Annotated in this window: 9 protein-coding genes; 6 read left to right on the top strand and 3 right to left on the bottom strand. The window is 54.9% G+C overall.

Translation table 11 applies throughout. The features are described 5' to 3' along the window. Positions 1–175 precede the first annotated feature (175 nt). Together C5Y96_RS21515 and C5Y96_RS21510 are read right to left on the bottom strand one after the other, a co-directional pair. Entirely contained in the window at positions 176–2,755 is a 2,580-nt protein-coding gene (locus tag C5Y96_RS21515; RefSeq protein ID WP_105357676.1) for a dockerin type I domain-containing protein, read from the bottom strand. Between the two features lie 194 nt (positions 2,756–2,949). Continuing rightward, complete coding sequence (locus tag C5Y96_RS21510) at positions 2,950–4,893, bottom strand: hypothetical protein (protein WP_105357673.1); 1,944 nt, start codon at positions 4,891–4,893, stop codon at positions 2,950–2,952. 513 nt (positions 4,894–5,406) lie between these two features. On the opposite strand from C5Y96_RS21510, the gene C5Y96_RS21505 reads away from it, so the two are divergent. After that, positions 5,407–7,875, top strand: a complete 2,469-nt coding sequence (locus C5Y96_RS21505) for an SdrD B-like domain-containing protein (RefSeq protein ID WP_105357671.1) — start codon at positions 5,407–5,409, stop codon at positions 7,873–7,875. A gap of 84 nt (positions 7,876–7,959) precedes the next feature. On the opposite strand, the gene C5Y96_RS21500 is transcribed toward C5Y96_RS21505, so the two are convergent. Beyond that, positions 7,960–9,402, bottom strand: a complete 1,443-nt coding sequence (locus C5Y96_RS21500) for a BBP7 family outer membrane beta-barrel protein (RefSeq protein WP_105357668.1) — start codon at positions 9,400–9,402, stop codon at positions 7,960–7,962. 538 nt (positions 9,403–9,940) lie between these two features. Here C5Y96_RS21500 and C5Y96_RS21495 point away from each other — a divergent pair. From C5Y96_RS21495 to C5Y96_RS21475, 5 genes are all read left to right on the top strand, one after another. Then, positions 9,941–11,962, top strand: a complete 2,022-nt coding sequence (locus C5Y96_RS21495; protein ID WP_105357665.1) for a preprotein translocase subunit SecA — start codon at positions 9,941–9,943, stop codon at positions 11,960–11,962. A 333-nt stretch (positions 11,963–12,295) separates the two neighbouring features. Beyond that, positions 12,296–14,344 (top strand): HlyD family efflux transporter periplasmic adaptor subunit, encoded by a 2,049-nt coding sequence (locus C5Y96_RS21490; protein WP_158261355.1) that lies wholly within the window; start codon positions 12,296–12,298, stop codon positions 14,342–14,344. A 90-nt stretch (positions 14,345–14,434) separates the two neighbouring features. After that, positions 14,435–15,370: an HlyD family secretion protein gene (locus tag C5Y96_RS21485; protein ID WP_105357660.1), complete on the top strand. Its 936-nt coding sequence runs from the start codon at positions 14,435–14,437 to the stop codon at positions 15,368–15,370. Positions 15,371–15,421: 51 nt separating this feature from the next. After that, positions 15,422–17,668, top strand: coding sequence for an efflux RND transporter periplasmic adaptor subunit (locus C5Y96_RS21480; protein ID WP_105357658.1), 2,247 nt, complete (start codon positions 15,422–15,424; stop codon positions 17,666–17,668). A gap of 182 nt (positions 17,669–17,850) precedes the next feature. Further along, positions 17,851–18,189: a DUF3467 domain-containing protein gene (locus tag C5Y96_RS21475; protein WP_105357655.1), complete on the top strand. Its 339-nt coding sequence runs from the start codon at positions 17,851–17,853 to the stop codon at positions 18,187–18,189. The last annotated feature ends 168 nt before the right edge of the window (positions 18,190–18,357 follow it).

The following is an 18,357-nucleotide window of genomic DNA, read 5'->3' as shown; positions in this document are numbered from 1 at the left end:
CGTAGACGAGGCAAGTTGGACAAGGCGACCGAAGCAGGCGAATCCACGAGATTTGCCGATGCAGGTCAACGAAGTCCAGCGCCGTTGCAGCCAGCCAGAACGCTACAGATCGAATGGACCATGCTCTACATGGAAAGTTACTACTGCTTTCCAAAGTATGAAGCAGAACGAACGATTAAAGGAGTTCGAGAGAAGCGTCCAGGTCTGAGAGGATCGCGTCGACCGCTTCATCGTCCATAGACTTGGACGAAGCTGCCAGTTGGTCAGCGTTAGCAGCCGAAGCGATGACGGCCGAATCTTGAGAAGGCAAAACGACCCCTAGGAAGGGATCGGCCAGGGCAGGAGCGTCCTGCGTAACCGCAAGGGTATCGCCGATTGCTTCGGTTTCATACGTCACGGTTGGCAGTGGGCCGATGGGCTCCCCTTCCAAGACGCCGAATTCGGAAGTCGTCGTCGTGAGTGTCTGTGTGATGCTATGGCCAGAACTCATCGCGACAGGGGCTGGGTAGAACACCTGCGAGGTGACTGGCTCGGGATTGGTCGATTGAGAAAACTGGCTCTGTAAATAAGCCTTGTCCATCACCGACAGCAGGTCGAGCTTATTCAGCCGGCCATCTGCGTTGACATCCAAGTAGGGAGAGCCGGGCAATGGATTCTCATTGAGTGCTCGACCTTGTGCCGATTGCCCTGAAGTGAACTGCGGATTGACCAATTCGTTGAAAACCTGGTCAACGTCGTTGGAGTCAATGAATCCGTCGTGGTTCACGTCGGTTGGCAGCAGCGGATTATGCCATGAGTCGTCGGCGATCGACGCAGACCACGCAACTCGGCTTGTTCCTGCCTGAGCTGTCAAGCTGACGTCAGCTTGCGAGAGCGTGGTGAAGTAGGCGTCGGTCCCATTGGGGGCGGTTACCTTCAAGCGGAAGTTGCCGTCAATATCAAACGGAAGCGTGAATGCTCCGAACTGATCGGTCACGACCGAATGAGAACGTCCAACCTGAAGATTGTCGAGGGCAACGTAGCGTAGCGTGCGACGCGGGTCATCCGTATCGGTCAGGTGGCCGCGGGCAATCGCGTAGGTCGCTTCGGCCAGGTCGAGTTCCACGACCATGGTTTCGGACGCTCCGGCCGCCATCGGGCTGGTCGTATATCGCCCCAGCAAGTTGTTTTGAGAATCGTAGAGTTCCAGAATTCCCACGTCGCCGTCACTTTGCGCGATTGCGTCGATCGACACGCGACTAACGGGCGTATCGAAGGCGATCTTCAGCTGGCGTTTTTCCGACCAGGCATTACTCCAAGAGCTACCAGAATGGTTGAAGAACCCTTGGGTGCCGGTGCTGGAAAGAGAACTGATGCGGGACGAAACTTCCGTAAAGTTGGGGTCGATCTCAGAGCCTTGAGCGATCAGCGTCACTCCGCCAATCGTATCGTAAAAGACGTCGTTTACGGCAAAATCATCAGGCTCGATGATCGTTTGTGTTACTTGTGGGGTACCGGCCAAGTCGACGACTTCAACGATCCAGCCAGCCAGCCCTTGCTCGCCGGCATTGAAAATGCCATCGTCGTTTTCATCGTAAGTGATATAGCCGGTGAAGCCATGTACGGCGGTCGAGTCGATATGGGCCGTCGACGCGAGAAGTGATTGCGAGTAGATGAGCCCCGTTTTATCGACAATCCGAACTTCGATTTCGTGGGAGTTCGCGTCTGGAAGTTGAATCAGGAAATCAAAATCGGCGGTGTAGTCATCAATCGCCGGTCCCAATACCCATTCGCCCCCATCCAGGCGGAATTCGATATGGCTCAGGCGATTGGTCGTAACCGAGTTTTGCAGGCCCCATGAGTTCTGATTGGGAAGCACCCCGATCGAAGCACTGCCGTTGATCCGCATTTGATTGGTGATGGGATCAAACTGACTGGTTGCCGAAAACGAGATCGGAACGTCGAAGACATCGAATATCCCGTCCCCATCGGAGTCCTTCCAGCCAATCGACTCAAACGAGGAGGTGCTACTGGTATGGGTCGCGTAGGCCGTCAGTAGTGAGTTCGACTCTCGTAGCAGGCTCGTTTCTAAGCTGGTGGGTGTTGGATTCCCGTCAATCGCATTGGTGTTCTGGGTGTCGTAGTAGCCCCGCGTATCTTCGTAGTGGCCGGCACCGGCGTACTCGTCCATCGCCCAGAACTGATGGGAAACTTCGTGAGCAATCGAACTAGCCGGTCGCTCGGATGGAATCGCCAGGAACGAGCCGCCAGCAAGCGAGAATCCGCCACGAACGCTTCCGACCGGAAAGAGGCCGTCGGCGTCGTTTTGGGCATTGATGACAAAGAGGGTGAACGCCCAGTTGGTATCGTTGGCGACCCGCTGAGTGTGGTTGAACAACCGCACGTCGTTGTCGATTTTGTCAGTCCGCTCGGCACCGACGTAATCGAGAAACTCGCCCACCCAGATTTCGAGATCGGTTGCGATTCGTGAGATCGGCTCGATCCCGATGGGAATCGGGTTATCGGCGTAGGTATAGTCGATATCGAAATTCAGTTCATGCACGCTTGATTGAAGCGCGAGCGTATCCACCCACCATTGCAGCCCCTCTTCGATCCGTTGTTTGACCTGGTTGGTGTGCGAAGCGGTCCAGGTCTCGGTGTTGGGATCGACGGTGCCGTCTGACTCGAAGAACACGACCGTAACGGTGACATCCCCCAACATGAACTCGCCGGTGTCCAACGGTTGGGCGTTTAGCGGCACGGCCGAAAGAGCCAAGCGTGATTCCAGTTGCTCAAACCTCTGCACTCGACGGGCTGATCTGCCAGCCCGTTTGTTCACTCTGCAATTGGCAGAGCGTCGATGAGAGGAGGAACGAAACATGGATTAATCCAGCGGATGACGCTCGGAAATTGGATGGGAAGAAGTCGAAGAGGATCGAAACGGAATTCGTTTGGAACTCATCCGACCGATTACAAGGCTGTTTCATCCTCCCAGATGGCAAGCACTTCATCGGCCTGTGCCGCAAATTCGTTCTCGTCCTCGTCCGAGGCGAGCGAGGAATCGGAATCTTGGCTGGTCATAACGATCAAATCGGTCTGATCATCAAGCGATGAAATCACTGCGTCGGTCGATTCCTCGACAGGCGAAACAGCCTGGTCGTCTTGGCTTGCTCCTTCAGAAGCGGAACCGCTCGGCACGATTTGGGTCAACGGCAGCGTGATGCTTAAAGACTGGCCCGAAAGACTGGCTGGCTCGTCTTCGGTGGTGGTCGTGGCCGACGATGTGGTTGTCGTAGTGGTTTGCGACGTCGAACGCGTGTCTACCGGTTCACCTTCCAACAAGAAGGAACTGCCCATCAGTGGTGCCCCACCAATGCTGCCTGGGTAGCCAGTGGGATAGTCGCGAGTTGTCGCGGCCTGATCCGATTCGCCATAGTTTTGAATGAACAAACTAAAGTCGGCGAGGTCGACCTTGCCATTGTTGTTGAAATCGAATTTACGCAGGTTAGGATCGTTGTTGACAAACTTGCCGTACTGGCCGATGAAACCAGCGAAGTCGGTGATACCCACCTTGCGATCTTCACCGTTGGAACCTACGTCATAGATTACCGGCCAAACTTCAAAGCTGTGGCTGGCCAAGGCCGAGCCGTTAATAACAGCAGATGTGTGGGACGTCAGGTTGTAAACGGTTGCGTTGGTGTCAGAGAGAGTAATGTCCGATGATTGAGTGAACGTTAGCGGTCCATTCGTGTAGTTGGCCGGAAGTTCCATATCCGATTTCAATTGGATACGGCCAACCAGGGCATAAAGATTGTCGCCGAGATTGGTCGAGAGGGTGCTGAAACCGATCCGAACGGTACCATTTTCTTCATCGACTTCGGTCGAAGTAATCGAGTACCGCAAGTTGGAAGGATCTTCCGTGCGACCGATGGTTCGTACAAAGCTGAAGTCGTTGGTGTCGTAGCTTATCTCTACAAAGCCTGCCTGAACGGAGTTGCCAGCCGGAGCTTTCGCGTAAACCTCAACGTAGAAATGATTCCATTCATCGATCACGTCAACGTTTGTCGGCAGGCTGTTTACTTCGCCATTGTTCGTTAACGTTTGGGTCGTCACAAAGCGGAGTTGGTAGTCCGCATCTGGGGAAGCAACCACTTCCAGGTCGACCCCCTCGAAGTAAACCTGGCTTTCCTGAACGAGACGTTCTTCACCGTAGATGTACAGTGCGAAAAAATCATCTTGAATCGCTGCGTTGTATTCCGAGCCCGTCAGACGTTCCAACTGCGGCACACCGTTGACATAGTTCGGTTGCCAGTCCTCCATGTTCTGGTTGGGATTCTCATCCAGGTCGACGACATCAAAATGGAAGTGCGGAAGAAACGCTTCTTCCATGTCGTAGGTACCGGGTGCCTGGGCAATCATGCGAAATGAGAGGGCTTCGATTTCGCCAGCGACGCCGATATTCAGGTTTTGCACGCCCAGGTATCCGATGTAGCCGTCGTAATCGGTGTTGGGTGTGATCGGAATCAGGTCGATCGGAGAAATTGATGGACCGTATTTGACGCCCCCGTCCCCATAGGTGGGGTCGAACTCGAATCCCGCTGAATCGAAGGTGACATTGAAATAGGCACTAAAGAAACCGAGAGCATTCGCGGAAACACTGCCCGTAATGGGGGTTACGTCTACTTCTGGCTCATCCCGGCGATCGTCGAGGTAGGCCTTAATCAGGAAGGCTTCCCCCTGTTCGATCTGCGTGATGACGTTTCCGTGCAAGTCGGTGGCTTCCAGACGCAACGAAAGCAGTTCGTTGGTCGCGTTGAGCATTTCGCGCCCTTCGAGCATTTCGAGGCGCGAAACATGATTCCAGTGGCGACGAAGCGAATTCTTAGATGCCGAGCGGGAACGTGCTTTTTTCATGGCGATTGCGCGTTTAAACCATGCCCCATGGATTTGGGAACATGCTGGGTAAATGGGTTGACTGGTGATAATGGGCAAGTCGCGAGCAGGATTGCCTAAGTATCAGCGTAATTGCGAGTCTGGCCAACGCAATCGCGTAAAACCCTTAGCAGTTCTGACTTTAGGGGTTATACCGGTTGTAACCCCTGAGATATCGTGACGAGCCATAACTTTGGACGAGATCGAGCCCTATTAGTTCCGGCAGAGAACGCAAATCCAGGAAATTTGGAATCTTTTCTTCAAGTCAGCAGGAACTTCTGCCCTGCAAGCTGCGACCAAGTGGCTAGGTAACTGGAAAATTATGTGGATCGCGGGGGTTTTACTCCCATTAAGGGATCTAACGAGGGTAAGAAAAAGTTTGCAAAGGCAAATTTGCCCAATTAGTCTGGATGACGCTGATTAAATCGCCCTAATTTCCCAAGTTGCTTATTTTGCTACTTGCCTAATCGAAAACATAGGTTGCCGTAGGTCGCCATGAAAAAGAACAAGAGCCGCCAGCACCGGGTCCCTTCCAAGTTGAACAAGCGAGCCAGACGGCAGCGAACGATTCGCCGCATGGAAACTTTGGAGACGCGCTCCATGCTGGCGGGGGATTTGATGTCCGCCGTCCATAACCAAACATTTTCACACGATGTGAACGCCGACGGCGTGTTCGACCAAGTGGACGTCGACACGATTATCTCGAGTCTGCAGTCGAGAAAGACGCAGCAGGCATCTGCTCGTGGTCTGCTCGAAGGGGAACAAACCCTGTTTCTCGACGTCGATAACGACGGTCGATTGACCAACCGTGACTTGCTGTCCGCGATGGACGCGTTGGCCCTCGAAGGGGAACTCGCCGATGCCACGTTCAGTGCCGACGTGAATCTCCGCCTTCTTACCGTCGGCGGCACTGTGGACGAAACCATGACGGGCTCGGCAGATCTCAACGAGACCTTCCAGCTTCAAGTTTGGGTGAAGGATACCTCGACGACGACATCGGGTATCGATGCTGCTTTCGTCGACATCACCTTCGATCAATCGCTGGTAACCCTGAATCCGGCCACCGGCATCGTCCTGGCACCTGGTTTCACTTCGCTGACCGGCGATACTCCGAACAACGTAACTCCTTACGGCACATTGAATGGGGCGGTCGATAACGGCTACATTCTGCCGAATACGCTTCGCTTCATCGGTGGTCAGGAAATTGGAGCGGGAACAACCGATACTGCTTTAGGTCGCCTGGTGGCTACGCTGACCTTCACTACCGTTGCCGAGGGTACTCTCGACTTTGAAGTGGTTGTTCAAGACAATCCTCAGAGTGTCGATGCCGCAGACGTAGCGAGCTCGTTCAATGACCTCGCCCGAAATGGTGAGGCCTTTACCGATGCGAACGTCAACGCCACGTTCTTTGAAGCATCGGGAACCGCCGAAATCTCGCGATGGACCGGTGGTATTGTCTCGTTAGACATCATGCAAGACCCGGTTTCCGGTGCCAACTTCGACAGTTACGAAGTTGTCGAAGACTACCAGGAAGCCAGCGCCGTTCCTCCGGGCGACAACGATCCTCCGGTTGTCACGATCAGCGGCGTTCAGTACTACGTGCTGGACGTGCTCGAGAACGATCTGGATAGCGCCCTCAATCCGGTAGCGGCACCTCGTTCACGCTTTAATATCGACTCGGTCACTCAACCAGCACAAGGCTCGGTGACCATCGAATTGGACGCTCAAAACGTGCCTGAAATCGTCAACGCCGGGATCGCTTCGCACCAGGTACTGCTGTACCAGGTTCCCGCAGGCGTGGGTGGCATTGCCGAAACCTTTACTTACACGATGACCGATAGCGGCTCGCCTGATAACGCGGCTACCACCGTGGGGGGCGTTTACGTCTCGATCACCGAAGTCGATCAGGGCGTGCTGCTGATTGAAGATCCGCTGCAGGTTGAAGTCACCGAAGGGGTTTCGACTGGCGTGCTCGATATCATGGACAACGTCACCCCGGGCGAACCGTCCGACGTGCCAACGTTCATCGATTTCTTCGATGAAAATGGTGGCCTACTGACCCCTGCCGACCTGCAAGGGACGTTCACTCCGGTTCTCGACGGAATGAATAATCCGACCGGTGAGTTCACCTACGTGTCGAACATTCCAGGTCTCGTCGAGATGATCACTTACCAGGTCAGTGACGGCAATAACCAGATCACTGAAGGTACGATCATCTTCAAGACGTTGTTTGATAGCCTGCTCTCGGGGGTAGTCTACTTCGACAGCGACAACGACGGCATCGTCGACGACAATATCGGCACCGACGCCAGCCCCGAAACCCGCATTGGTGGCGTGACGGTCGAATTGCTGGATAGTGGTTTGAACGTCATCCAGACTTCGGTCACCGACGCAACCGGTGCTTACAGTTTCGCAGGCTTCGATGAAGGGACTTACTCGATCCGTATCACCGATCCGCGATTTACTCGTAAGGGGCTGACCACTAGCGGAAGCTTTACCCTTTCGGGTAATACCATCAGCGGCATTGGGATTGGCAATGGCCAGCCTGGTACCTATACCGGTTTGAACTTCGGTTACGTTGGCCGCGAATACAAGTATATCGGCCTGGGTGACTCGATCGCTTCCAACACGGAAAACAGCATCGTTCTGGCGTTCTCGAAGCCAGGCGGGCTGGATTCGCTTGAGTGGTTTACCGTCGACATGGGCTGGGAGAACCTGGTTCGCGTTCGATCGGATCTCAGCTACTTCGACGCAACGACCGGTGCAAGCCAAATTGCCTTTGAAGTAAGTGTCGAAGGGTTGGACGATCCAGTGATCGTGGTTCAGGCCTTCTCGACCTCGACTCCAGGCTACATGGTGGTTGCCAACGGCCCTGACGGCTTGATCGTTCGCATTAACGGTGCGGCTGATCAGGTCATGTCCAATCTGACATCCGTGGTCGATGCGGCTTTCGCCAGCATGTAGACTTCGGTCGCAGACAAGAAACAAAAAAAGAGCCGATCCAACAGGACCGGCTCTTTTTGTTTCTTGAAAGACGCGACTCAGGCCTTAGTAGTGGAATTCCATACCTAAGGTCAGACCCACGATCCAGTAGTCTTGTTCAATGAAGTTGAACTGAGGATCGGTCGGGTTGAGAACGCTGGGGTCGATGTTCGTATTGATCAAGGTCGCTCCGGTGGCAACGTCGCTGAAGTAGACGAAGTTGGTACCCAGTTTGAAGTCGAGGTTGCAGTTGTAAGCGTAGATCATGTCGATGCTTGCTTCTGGAATGTAAGCAAACTGATCGCGGCTGTAGCTACCCGAGTTCGTGCTGCGAGCGTAAATGCCTTGGTTGTCTGAATCAGCACCATTGATGGTGGTATAGCCCGAAATTGCAGCTTCTTGCTTCATACCACCGACGCTGATCTTACCCATGGCTCGCCAGCTGAAAGGGCCGTCTTGGAACTCCGCGATCAAGCCAAACTGGCCGCCGTGGAACTCGTTGGTTGCGTTGAAGCTGTCATGCAGGACAACCACGTCCCCTTGGGCGAAACCGCTTGGTGGTGCCGCGTCTTGGACGGTGTATTGAGCATTGATGCTGAAGCCATCTTCCAACTTGGCATAGCTATAACCGGTGACAAAGTCCCAGCGGTTGCCTTGGTTGGTGTAGATGTGCTTGGTAACGAAGAAGTCGCCCATATAGACGGTGTTATCGTTATTCAGGCTGACCGTGGTGTTATCCGCGGCATTGTCGCCGTTGCCTGGCAAGGCCACCACCACCGAGTCTTGCAGCCCCGTGTTGGTGTTAAAGAACGGAAACGCCAGGGTCGAGTAGGCGTCAGAAGTCGTACTGTAGCTGGCACCTTCTTCGGCCAGGGCCAGGAAGCGGCCGCCGACACTCCAGTTTTGGTAGTCATCCAGCCACAGGCCAACCGTAATACGACCGCCGATACCGGCATCGCCCGTTTCGTAGCCATCGCCGAACAGCACTCGGGTGCTAGGTGCACCGAGGACACCTTCGTCAGCCGGATCGCTGGTGGTCAGAATCGCGGGGTAGTTGCCCCCATGACGCCAGACGACCAAGGTGTCGAAGCTGCCGTAAACACGTGGCGGAAGAGCACAGCCGTCGCCGCAATCGTTGCACGTGCCACCGGCAAAGTTTTCGTATTGAACGTAATCGCCGGCGGGTTCGTACATCGAACCATCAACCGGACCGCCATACTGCATGCCAGGCGTCGTTTGCCCGTAGCCATTAGCTGCAGCCATGTAAGCATAAGGATCTGGACCGCCCATCATGGGACCGGGACCAGCCATGGGGCCCATGGGACCAGGAGCACCCATCATTGCTTGAGGTGCGTAACCCGGTTGCATCCCACCGGGACCGTAGGGAGCCGGAGCACCGGCGGGATATGGGGATCCCATCGGAGCGTAACCCTCTTGGGCATAGGATCGACCAGAGCCGATAAGCACGGCCGCGATCGAGAAAGCTAGGGTGGAGTATTTAAGCTTCATGTTGTGTGCTCGCAAACTAATGCTGTCGCTCCCAAGGCCCTGCCTCGTTCCGAGTTACGGAAGGAGTTACAAGAGCTACCGCTTGCGTCTGATGGACATCCAAAATCGAATAGCCAACGACTAACTTGGATTGGTAAGGGGCCAAGTTCATCGGGCGGAATGGTTTCTGTTGTCAGGACGCTTGCCCTGCGCTCGAACGGTCCGCGTACGATTATTCCGGACGTATTAGGAATGTCGGCCGTCAGGTGTGTGCCGGTTAAGCAAAAAGCAACGTGCAACCCGTATAAACGGAATTCTCCAACCAGAGCGGAGATAAAACGAGAAGATGGGGGTTTTGCGAAGAGTTTAACGGATGAAACAGGTGATTCGGGTTGTAGCGGACGTCACACCAATCAACCTTCGCAAATCTTAGGAATCCCTTCACCGGATATTGGGAACGGAAAGACTTGTCTTTCATACTAAAATCTAATGTGGGTAACGTTTAGAATGCCCCACCCACCTAACGTAGTGGCAGCAAACCCGCGGGGACCATAGTAGTTTGGATACAAATCAACAGACCTTGGAAGCACCTCAGGCGGAAGAGTCGACCAAGCCGGAAGCCCCCACGCGAGGCGCTCCGCGCAAGTTCAGCTCCAATCCGTTGGGCTCGGCCTACTCGCAGATCACGCGCTCGGGGCTGGCCCGCTTTGTGGCCAGGTTGCCTCTGATCGATCGTTTCGAAGAACAACTGAAAGACCTCTCGGATCGCGATCTGCGCAAGCATAGCCTAGGCCTGCGGCATCGAGCCAAAAGTGGTGAGACGCTTCAGAAGCTGCTTCCCGAGGCTTTTGCGTTGGTGCGAATCGCCGGTGCCCGAACGATGAACATGCGCCACTACGAGGTGCAGTTGATCGGCGGGATGATCATGTTCAATGGTTCTATCGCTGAGATGGAAACGGGCGAAGGGAAAACCCTTACCGCAACCTTACCTACCTATCTTTACGCACTGCCTGGCAAAGGAGTGCATGTGGCCACGGTGAACGACTACCTGGCGGCCCGCGACGCCGAGCTGATGATGCCCATCTATAAGATGCTGGGGATGAGCGTCGGCGTGATCGAATCCCAAATGTCCTCGGCAGATCGACGAAAAGCGTATTCCTGCGACATTACTTATGGAACATCGAAGGAATTCGGCTTCGATTTTCTCCGCGACCGGCTACTAATCCGCCAGACACGCGAGCAAGGTCTTGGTGTTCTGGGGCCGCTGCTAGCGGGCAAGTCCGAGAAAAGCGAAGAGCCAGTTCAGCGAGAGCATTTCTTTGCATTGGTGGACGAAGCCGATAGTGTGTTGATCGACGATGCCCGTACGCCGCTGGTGATCAGTGCGATTCCTGGCGAGGCTGAAAAGGTGGCGGTCGCTTGTCATCAATGGGCAGCCAAGGCCGAAGAGGAATTCGAGGAAGATCACCACTACGAATACGACCATGACAAAAAGTCGGTCGAGCTTACCGTTACGGGGCGACTCTTGGTTCGCCAGGTTCCCAAGCCGAAGCTGCTCGACACCGTGGGGCTGGTCGATCTGTACGACTACATCGAACGAGCGATCAAGGTCAAACGCGACTTTCATAGCGGGCAGCACTACGTCATCCGTGATGGTGAAGTCGTGATCGTGGACGAATCGACAGGGCGTATCGCTGAAGGTCGTAAGTGGAGCTACGGCATCCACCAGGCGATCGAAGCGAAAGAAGGAGTCGAGGTCACGGTTGCGACCGGGCAAGCTGCCCGAATCACCGTTCAGGATCTCTTCTTACGCTATCGTCACCTGGGCGGAATGACCGGTACGGCTTCGAGTTCCAAGGGTGAATTCAAGAAGATTTACAAGCTGAACGTGATTAAGTGTCCTACCAACCGCATCCCGCAGCGAAAACTTTGGCCCGATCGCGTGTTTGGTAACGGCGATGCCAAGTGGGCGGCGATTGTCGATGAGATTCGTGAGATTAACTCGCAAGGCAGGCCTGTGTTGGTTGGTACGCGTACGATCGAAAAGAGCGAGCATCTCTCGAAGCTATTGGAAGAGGAAGGCATCGAACACGAAGTCTTGAATGCCCACCAGGTTGCTGTTGAAGCCGACATCGTTTCTCGTGCCGGGCAGCCCGGTAAAGTGACCGTTGCCACGAACATGGCCGGCCGCGGTACGGACATCAAGTTGGGCGAAGGGGTCCATTCGCTGGGTGGGCTTCATGTGATTTGCACCGAACTGCACGACTCGGCCCGTATCGACCGCCAGTTGGTCGGCCGTTGTGGTCGTCAGGGGGACCCTGGCAGTACGCGACAATTCATGGCCCTGGATGACGACTGCTTGCTGGTTGGTTTAGGCCCACATCGCTACAAGAAGCTGGTTGCTTACGGCGAAGAGCGATTGGGCGAACTGCCTGGCTACTCGAAGCTCTTCCGAAAGGCCCAGCGTAAGATCGAGAAGAAGCACTTTAGTGATCGCAAGGTCCTGCTTTATCACGAGAAACAGCGCAAGAAGATGCATCGCGAAATGGGACAGGATCCTTATCTGGATTCACCAGATTAACCAGTGTGATGTGGTTTCGAGACAGATGGAACGAAGTCACCCTAAGTTCCGTCGAACGTTGCGTTTTATTATCCCGATGGCAGCACAGCTTGTAAGATTTCTTACCGTAACTTCTTGTCAGATAGTGAACAAACGACTTCCAGGCCATGTAGAGTTCTTCGGCGATACGACCCTTGTAACCGATACATCCCGCCGCCCGGCATCCCTGGTTGACACCTTTTCGGCTTTCAAGATTTTCGATTCTCACCTCCCTTGTTATGGTGAGACGTAGGATTTTGCGATCGCGAATCGATCGGCCTCTAACCTTAAATTCCCATTATGAATAGTCCCGGCATGTCCACAGAGCCCTCGTCCGTGAATCCCGAGACCCTCGAAAGCACTAAAAAGCAGATTCGAGGTCTGATTCAGGAGATTGCCCAACTTTCCAAACGGGATGTCCCTCCAGAGGAATATTTCAAGGAAGTCCTGCCCAAAGTGGTTTCCGCTTTGGCTGCTGTTGGTGGGGCTGCCTGGATCTATGACGAGCAGCGCCGACCGCAGTTGATTTACCAGATCAATCTGGCCCGTGGGCTTGTCGATCCGAAAAGCGACGAAGGTATTCGTCACCTCCGTTTGATCGAAACGATGTTCAAGGGTGCCGAAGCTCAGCTCTTGGCTCCTCAGTCTGGCGGTGCCGAAGAGAACTCGGCCGGTAACCCCACCAATCAACTTCTGGTCGTCGCACCGATTCAGGTCGAAGATAAGGTCGAAGGGGTCATCGAGATCTTCCAGCGACCGAACTCAGCCCCTAACAGCCAACGCGGTTACCTCCGCTTTTTAGAGCAGATGTGCGGGCTGGCCACCGACTGGTTCAAGACTCGCAAGCTGCGCGACTTCAACGATCGTCAGTCGCTGTGGTCGAAGATCGAACAATTCAGCCGCGCCGTTCACGAAAACTTAGACCTCCGCCAAACGGCCTATACCATCGCCAACGAAGGCCGACGACTGATCGGCTGCGATCGCGTATCGGTTGTGTTGCGTCGCGGACGCTGGAAGGTGGAAGCCGTCAGCGGACAAGACGTATTCGACTCGCGAGCGAGCCAGGTGCAGTTGCTCGGCAAGTTGGCGTCGCGTGTCATCGAGACGGGCGAACCATTCTGGTTCAATGGACAGACGGACGATCTGTCTCCGCAGTTAGAGACTGCGGTCCACGACTATGTCGACGAATCGCACACCAAAACCATCGCCGTCATCCCGCTGCGTCGCCCGGAACACGCGACCGACAACATGAAGCGGGAAGAAGGAGAAGAAGAACGCCAATTCCAAGGCGAGATCCTCGGTGCCCTGGTTGTCGAGCAGATTGAAGACAGCTCGCAGCAGGAAGAGTTCTCGAAAGGGGTCGAGCTGATCTCCGAGCACAGCAGCCGCGCTTTGGCCAATGCGATCGACTACAACTCGATTCCGCTGACGCCGCTCTGGCGCGTTCTGGGTAAGTCGAAGGTTTTGGTCACGGCTCGCAACCTGCCTAAAACCGTTTTGGCGATTGTCGGGGCCGTAGCCGTTATCGCCGCCCTGTTTTTGATTCCCGCTCCGTTCAAAGTGGCAGGGGCCGCTACGCTGACACCGGTGGTGCAGCGCGAAGTGTTTGTCAACGTCGAAGGGGAAGTCATTGAAGTTCCGGTCGACCATGGCGATCATGTCGAACAAGGCCAGATGGTGGCCCGCCTGCGTAACACCGAACTCGAACGTCAGTACAAGCAGTTTACCGGCGATCGCGAAAAACTCTTGTCGACTATCAATTCGCTTGAGTATCGCAAGCGTCGTCCGCAGGAAATGCGTAACGCTTCGGAAGCAACCCAGTTGACCATCGATCTCGGTCAGGCTCGCCAGAAGTACGAACACCTGAACGAACAGATCACGCTGATCGAAGAGAAGATGGCACGCCTGGATGTTGCCAGCCCGATTACCGGCGAGATTGTGACCTGGGATGTACGAGACAACCTGATGCAGCGTCCTGTTCAGCCGGGTCAGGTGCTGATGACCGTCATCGATCCGACCCAGGATTGGATTCTGGAAATCCGCATGCCGGAAAAACGAATCCAGCACATTCAGTACGCCCTGGAGCATCAAGAGGCAGCGGAGGGCCTGGAGGTGACCTACATCATGGCCAGCGATCCTGGTCGTCAGCTCACTGGGCACGTCACCGAGATTCAGCGACTGGCCCAGCCCGACGAAACGGAAGGCCAGGTCGTGAAGCTGAAAGTGGCAATCGACAAACAAGACATTGAGCATCTACGAGCGGGTGCCACGGCCACCGCGAAGGTCCACTGCGGAACGGCTCCGCTGGGCTATACCTGGTTCCACGAACTCTTTGAATTCGTCGAATCGCGGTTGTTGTTTTAAATCCGGCATCGATCGTGATGCGTTCAATTCAAGCTTTTTCGGCCCTGCAATGAGTCTGCAGGATCCATCATCGCACGAGGTAAGAAACCCATGTCCAAGTCTGTGATTCTTTCGGTTGCCACATCGCTACTGATTGCCGGACACGTTTTCGCTCAAACTTCAGCGGCACCTTCCGAGGTGGTCGTCGAACGCTGCCTGGTGTCGTTGATTGATGAAGTCAATGTTCCGGCTCAAGAGACCGGCGTGTTGGTAAGCATTCCGGTTGAACGTGGCGACTACGTGACCGTTGGTACTCAGATCGCTCAGATTGACGACTCGCTTCCCACCAAGCAGCGCGAGATTGCCAAGCTGAAGTTTGATAAGGCCACCGAACAAGCCACCAACCAGGTCGACATCAAGTATGCCGCCAAAGCAGCTGAAGTCGCCAAGGCGGAGTTCGAACAGTTGGAAGCCGCCAACAAAGGGGTCAAAGGGGCCATCGCGGAAATCACCATTCGCAAGGCTCAACTCCAGTGGGAAAAGGCCCTGCTGCAAGCCGAGCAAGCCGACATGAACTTCAAGGTCGCCGGCATGACCGCCGGAGAGGCCGAAGCTGAAATGGAAGCGGCCGACATGATTATCGACAAATGCAAGACCACCACGCCGATTGATGGTGTCGTCGTGCAAAAGTATCGCCACGAAGGAGAATGGGTTCGCCCTGGCGATCCGTTGATGCGGGTTGTGGGGCTGAAGCGTCTGAAGGTTGAAGGCTCGCTCAACGCCGATACGTATGTTCCTGGCATGGTGATCGGCAAGCCGGTTACGGTTCAGGCCGAAACGCCAGGCGGTTTGATCAAGCTGGAAGGAACCGTGGTTTTCGCCAGTCCAGAAATCGACGCCACCGGCAACTTCGACTTCACCGCCGAAGTGCAGAACCAACCATCGACCAGTTCGTGGATGCTCTTCCCAGGGGACGTGGCCGACGTAACGGTTCACCTGGATCGTCCTTCGACGCTCAGCGCTCATCTCGACGGTAGCCGCAAATAATCGCCGCCGCGTCAAGCTTACGATTCCCCTACCCCGCCCCGAGATTTAGCATTGGTCAGTCTTCAAGACAGTTTGGTTGCCAGTAGCAGTCGTCCACTGCCGCTGCGTAAACGTCCAGACCTCACCGCCCGGCAGCATACCTACCAGGGGCGTGGTTACTGGGTCGTGAAGGAACCAATTGGGCTGAACTACTTTCGTTTCCAGGAAGAAGAATACGCCATTTTGGGCATGCTCGATGGCAAGACTTCTTTGCAGGAGATCAAAGAGAAGTTCGAGAAAGAGTTCGCGCCGCAGAAGATCAGCTTTACCGACCTGCAGCAGTTCATCGGAACCTTGCATCGCAGCGGTCTGGTGATCACCACGGCGATGGACCAGGGGCGTCAGTTGAAAGCTCGTCGTGACGAGCGGAAGTGGAAAGAGACCGTCCAGTTGATGTCCAACATCCTGGCTGTCCGCTTCAAAGGTTTCGATCCTGATCGTCTGCTGACCGCGCTCAATCCGTACACTCGCTGGTTCTTTACGATGCCGGCGTTCATCTTCGTGGCGCTGCTTTGTGCCGCGGCGGTCGGGCTGGTTACCGTGCAGAACGACGTCTTCCGCAGTCGGCTGCCGTCGTTTCAAGAGTTCTTCGGACCGTCGAACTGGCTGCTGCTAGGTGCCGTGCTGGGCTTCACCAAGGTGCTGCACGAATTCGGCCACGGTTTGTCCTGTAAGCGATACGGCGGCGAATGCCACGAAATGGGTGTCATGTTCCTGGTGATGACGCCGTGCTTGTACTGCAACGTTTCCGACTCGTGGATGCTGCCCAACAAGTGGCACCGTGCGATGATCGGTGCGGCGGGGATGTATGTCGAAGTTTTCCTGGCTTGTATCGCCACATTTATCTGGTGGTTTAGCGAGCCTGGTTTGCTGAATCACTTGGCGCTGCAGGTCATGTTCGTCAGTTCGGTGAGCACGGTGATCTTTAACGGTAACCCCCTGCTCCGCTACGACGGTTATTACATCCTGTCGGACATCATGGAAGTTCCGAACATGCGTCAGAAGGCGAGCAGCGTGCTGCATCGCTACATGTCGAAGTATTGCCTGGGAATGGAACTTCCCGAAGATCCGTTCCTGCCGGAACGAAACCAGTTCTTTTTTGGCCTCTACACCGTTGCGTCAAACGTTTATCGCTTGTTCGTGACCGCGTCGATCATGCTCTTCTTGAACCAGGTCTTCAAGCCGTACGGCTTGCAGGTCATCGGTCAGATGATCGCCTTGGCGGGGATCTACGGTTTGGTGGTCATGCCTATCTATCAATTGTGCAAGTTCCTGTATGTCCCTGGGAGAATGTCACAGGTGAAGCGGAAAAATGTGTTGATTACCGCCTCGGTCGTGGCAGCGGTGATCGCGGGAATCGTGTACGTTCCCGTCCCCCAATGGGTAAAGTGCCCGGTGGAAGTGCAACCAAGAAACGCCGAGAGCGTCTTCGTGGTCGTGCCAGGTCAGTTGGAAAGCATGCTGGTCAAGCCTGGTCAGCAGGTTACCCAAGGCACCAAGCTCGCACGGGTTACCAACCTCGACTTGCTGCTGGAACTTTCGGAGCTGGAAAACGAAGAGGAACGGCTCGAACTGCTTTCCGATTCGCTCAACAACCAGCGGTTGCGGGCAGAGCAAGGAGGCGAAGTCGAGCAGACTTACCTCGAAGTCATTCAGCAGTTGAAGTCTGTTCACCAACAGCTTGAAAAGAAACGTCAGCAGGTCGCACTGATCGACGTGCCGGCCCCAATTGATGGAACCGTGTTCCCCGTTCCCGATAAGAAAAGCCGAGGCGGCGATAGCGGGATGCTGTCTGAATGGTCCGGTTCGATCTTCGACAAAAAGAACGAAGGAGCCAAGCTTTCGACCAGTGACATCGTGTGCCAGATCGGCAACGCCGACGAGATGGAAGCCGTGCTGTATATCGACCAGGATCATATCGAACTGGTGAACCCCGATCAGGAAGTCGCCATCAAGCTCGATGCTTTCCCAGGCCGAACGTTCACCGGTCGCATCGCCGTCATGGGAAGCAAAGAGGTCGAGTTCATTCCGCCTGCCCTCAGCACGCAACAAGGAGGCGAACTGCCGGCCATAACCGACCAAGAGTCAGGACGGCTACGTCCCCAGAGCGCGACCTTCCCGGCGCAGGTTCCTTTGAACGGAATCGACGAAGAGCTGAAGCTGGGAATGCGTGGCCGGGCGAAGGTCTGGGTACAGTGGGAACCAATGGGAACTCGCCTGTGGCGATACATCTCGCGGACGTTCCATTTCTACCTGTAGTCGCCAATTTACGTAAAGTCTCGGGCTTTCTTCCAGTTGTTACGGTTTTGATGGTTAGGGCTGGTTGAAGCCATCTTTTGATGTGACAAACTATGCTTGGGCCATCTCGAAGTGCCGAGGGTCCTGACTAAACTAGCTCAATACCATTACGGTGAACATTAAATTCCAAGGAGACAATCTACATGTCGGACGCCCCTGAAAACCAAGGTCAAGCTGCCCCTGCACCGAAGCAAGTTGAATTGGACGAAACCAGCGCGATCGCTTGTTACGCCAACTTCTGCCGTGTGACCGGCACGCCAGAGGAATTGATCATTGACTTCGGTTTGAATACCCAGCCAATGGTTCAGTCGCAAGAAAAGATCAAAGTCCAGCAGCGAATCATCCTGAACTACTACACCGCCAAGCGTATGCTGGGGGCTCTGCACATGGCCGTTCAGCGTCACGAAGCTGCTTTCGGTACCCTTGAAACCGACATCCAAAAGCGCGTGATTCCTTCGGCTCAGCGCCAGTCAGCTGAATAGTCCCGACTGAGAACGTAAATCCAAACGCGGAACGGCCTTGGCTGTTCCGCGTTTTTTTATGCGCAATCCAGGAACGAAACTCCCGTAGCGGGCGTCCAAGAGGTTAAGGGAGTGTCTACTTTAGGGGTTTATAAGCGGAAGTTTACTGGAAAGTATTATTACCCCATG

Origin of the sequence: Blastopirellula marina, assembly GCF_002967715.1 — a bacterium.
GTDB lineage: Bacteria > Planctomycetota > Planctomycetia > Pirellulales > Pirellulaceae > Bremerella > Bremerella marina_B.
The sequence above is the reverse complement of the archived record's forward strand: the minus strand, read 5'-3'. Positions and strand labels throughout refer to the sequence as shown.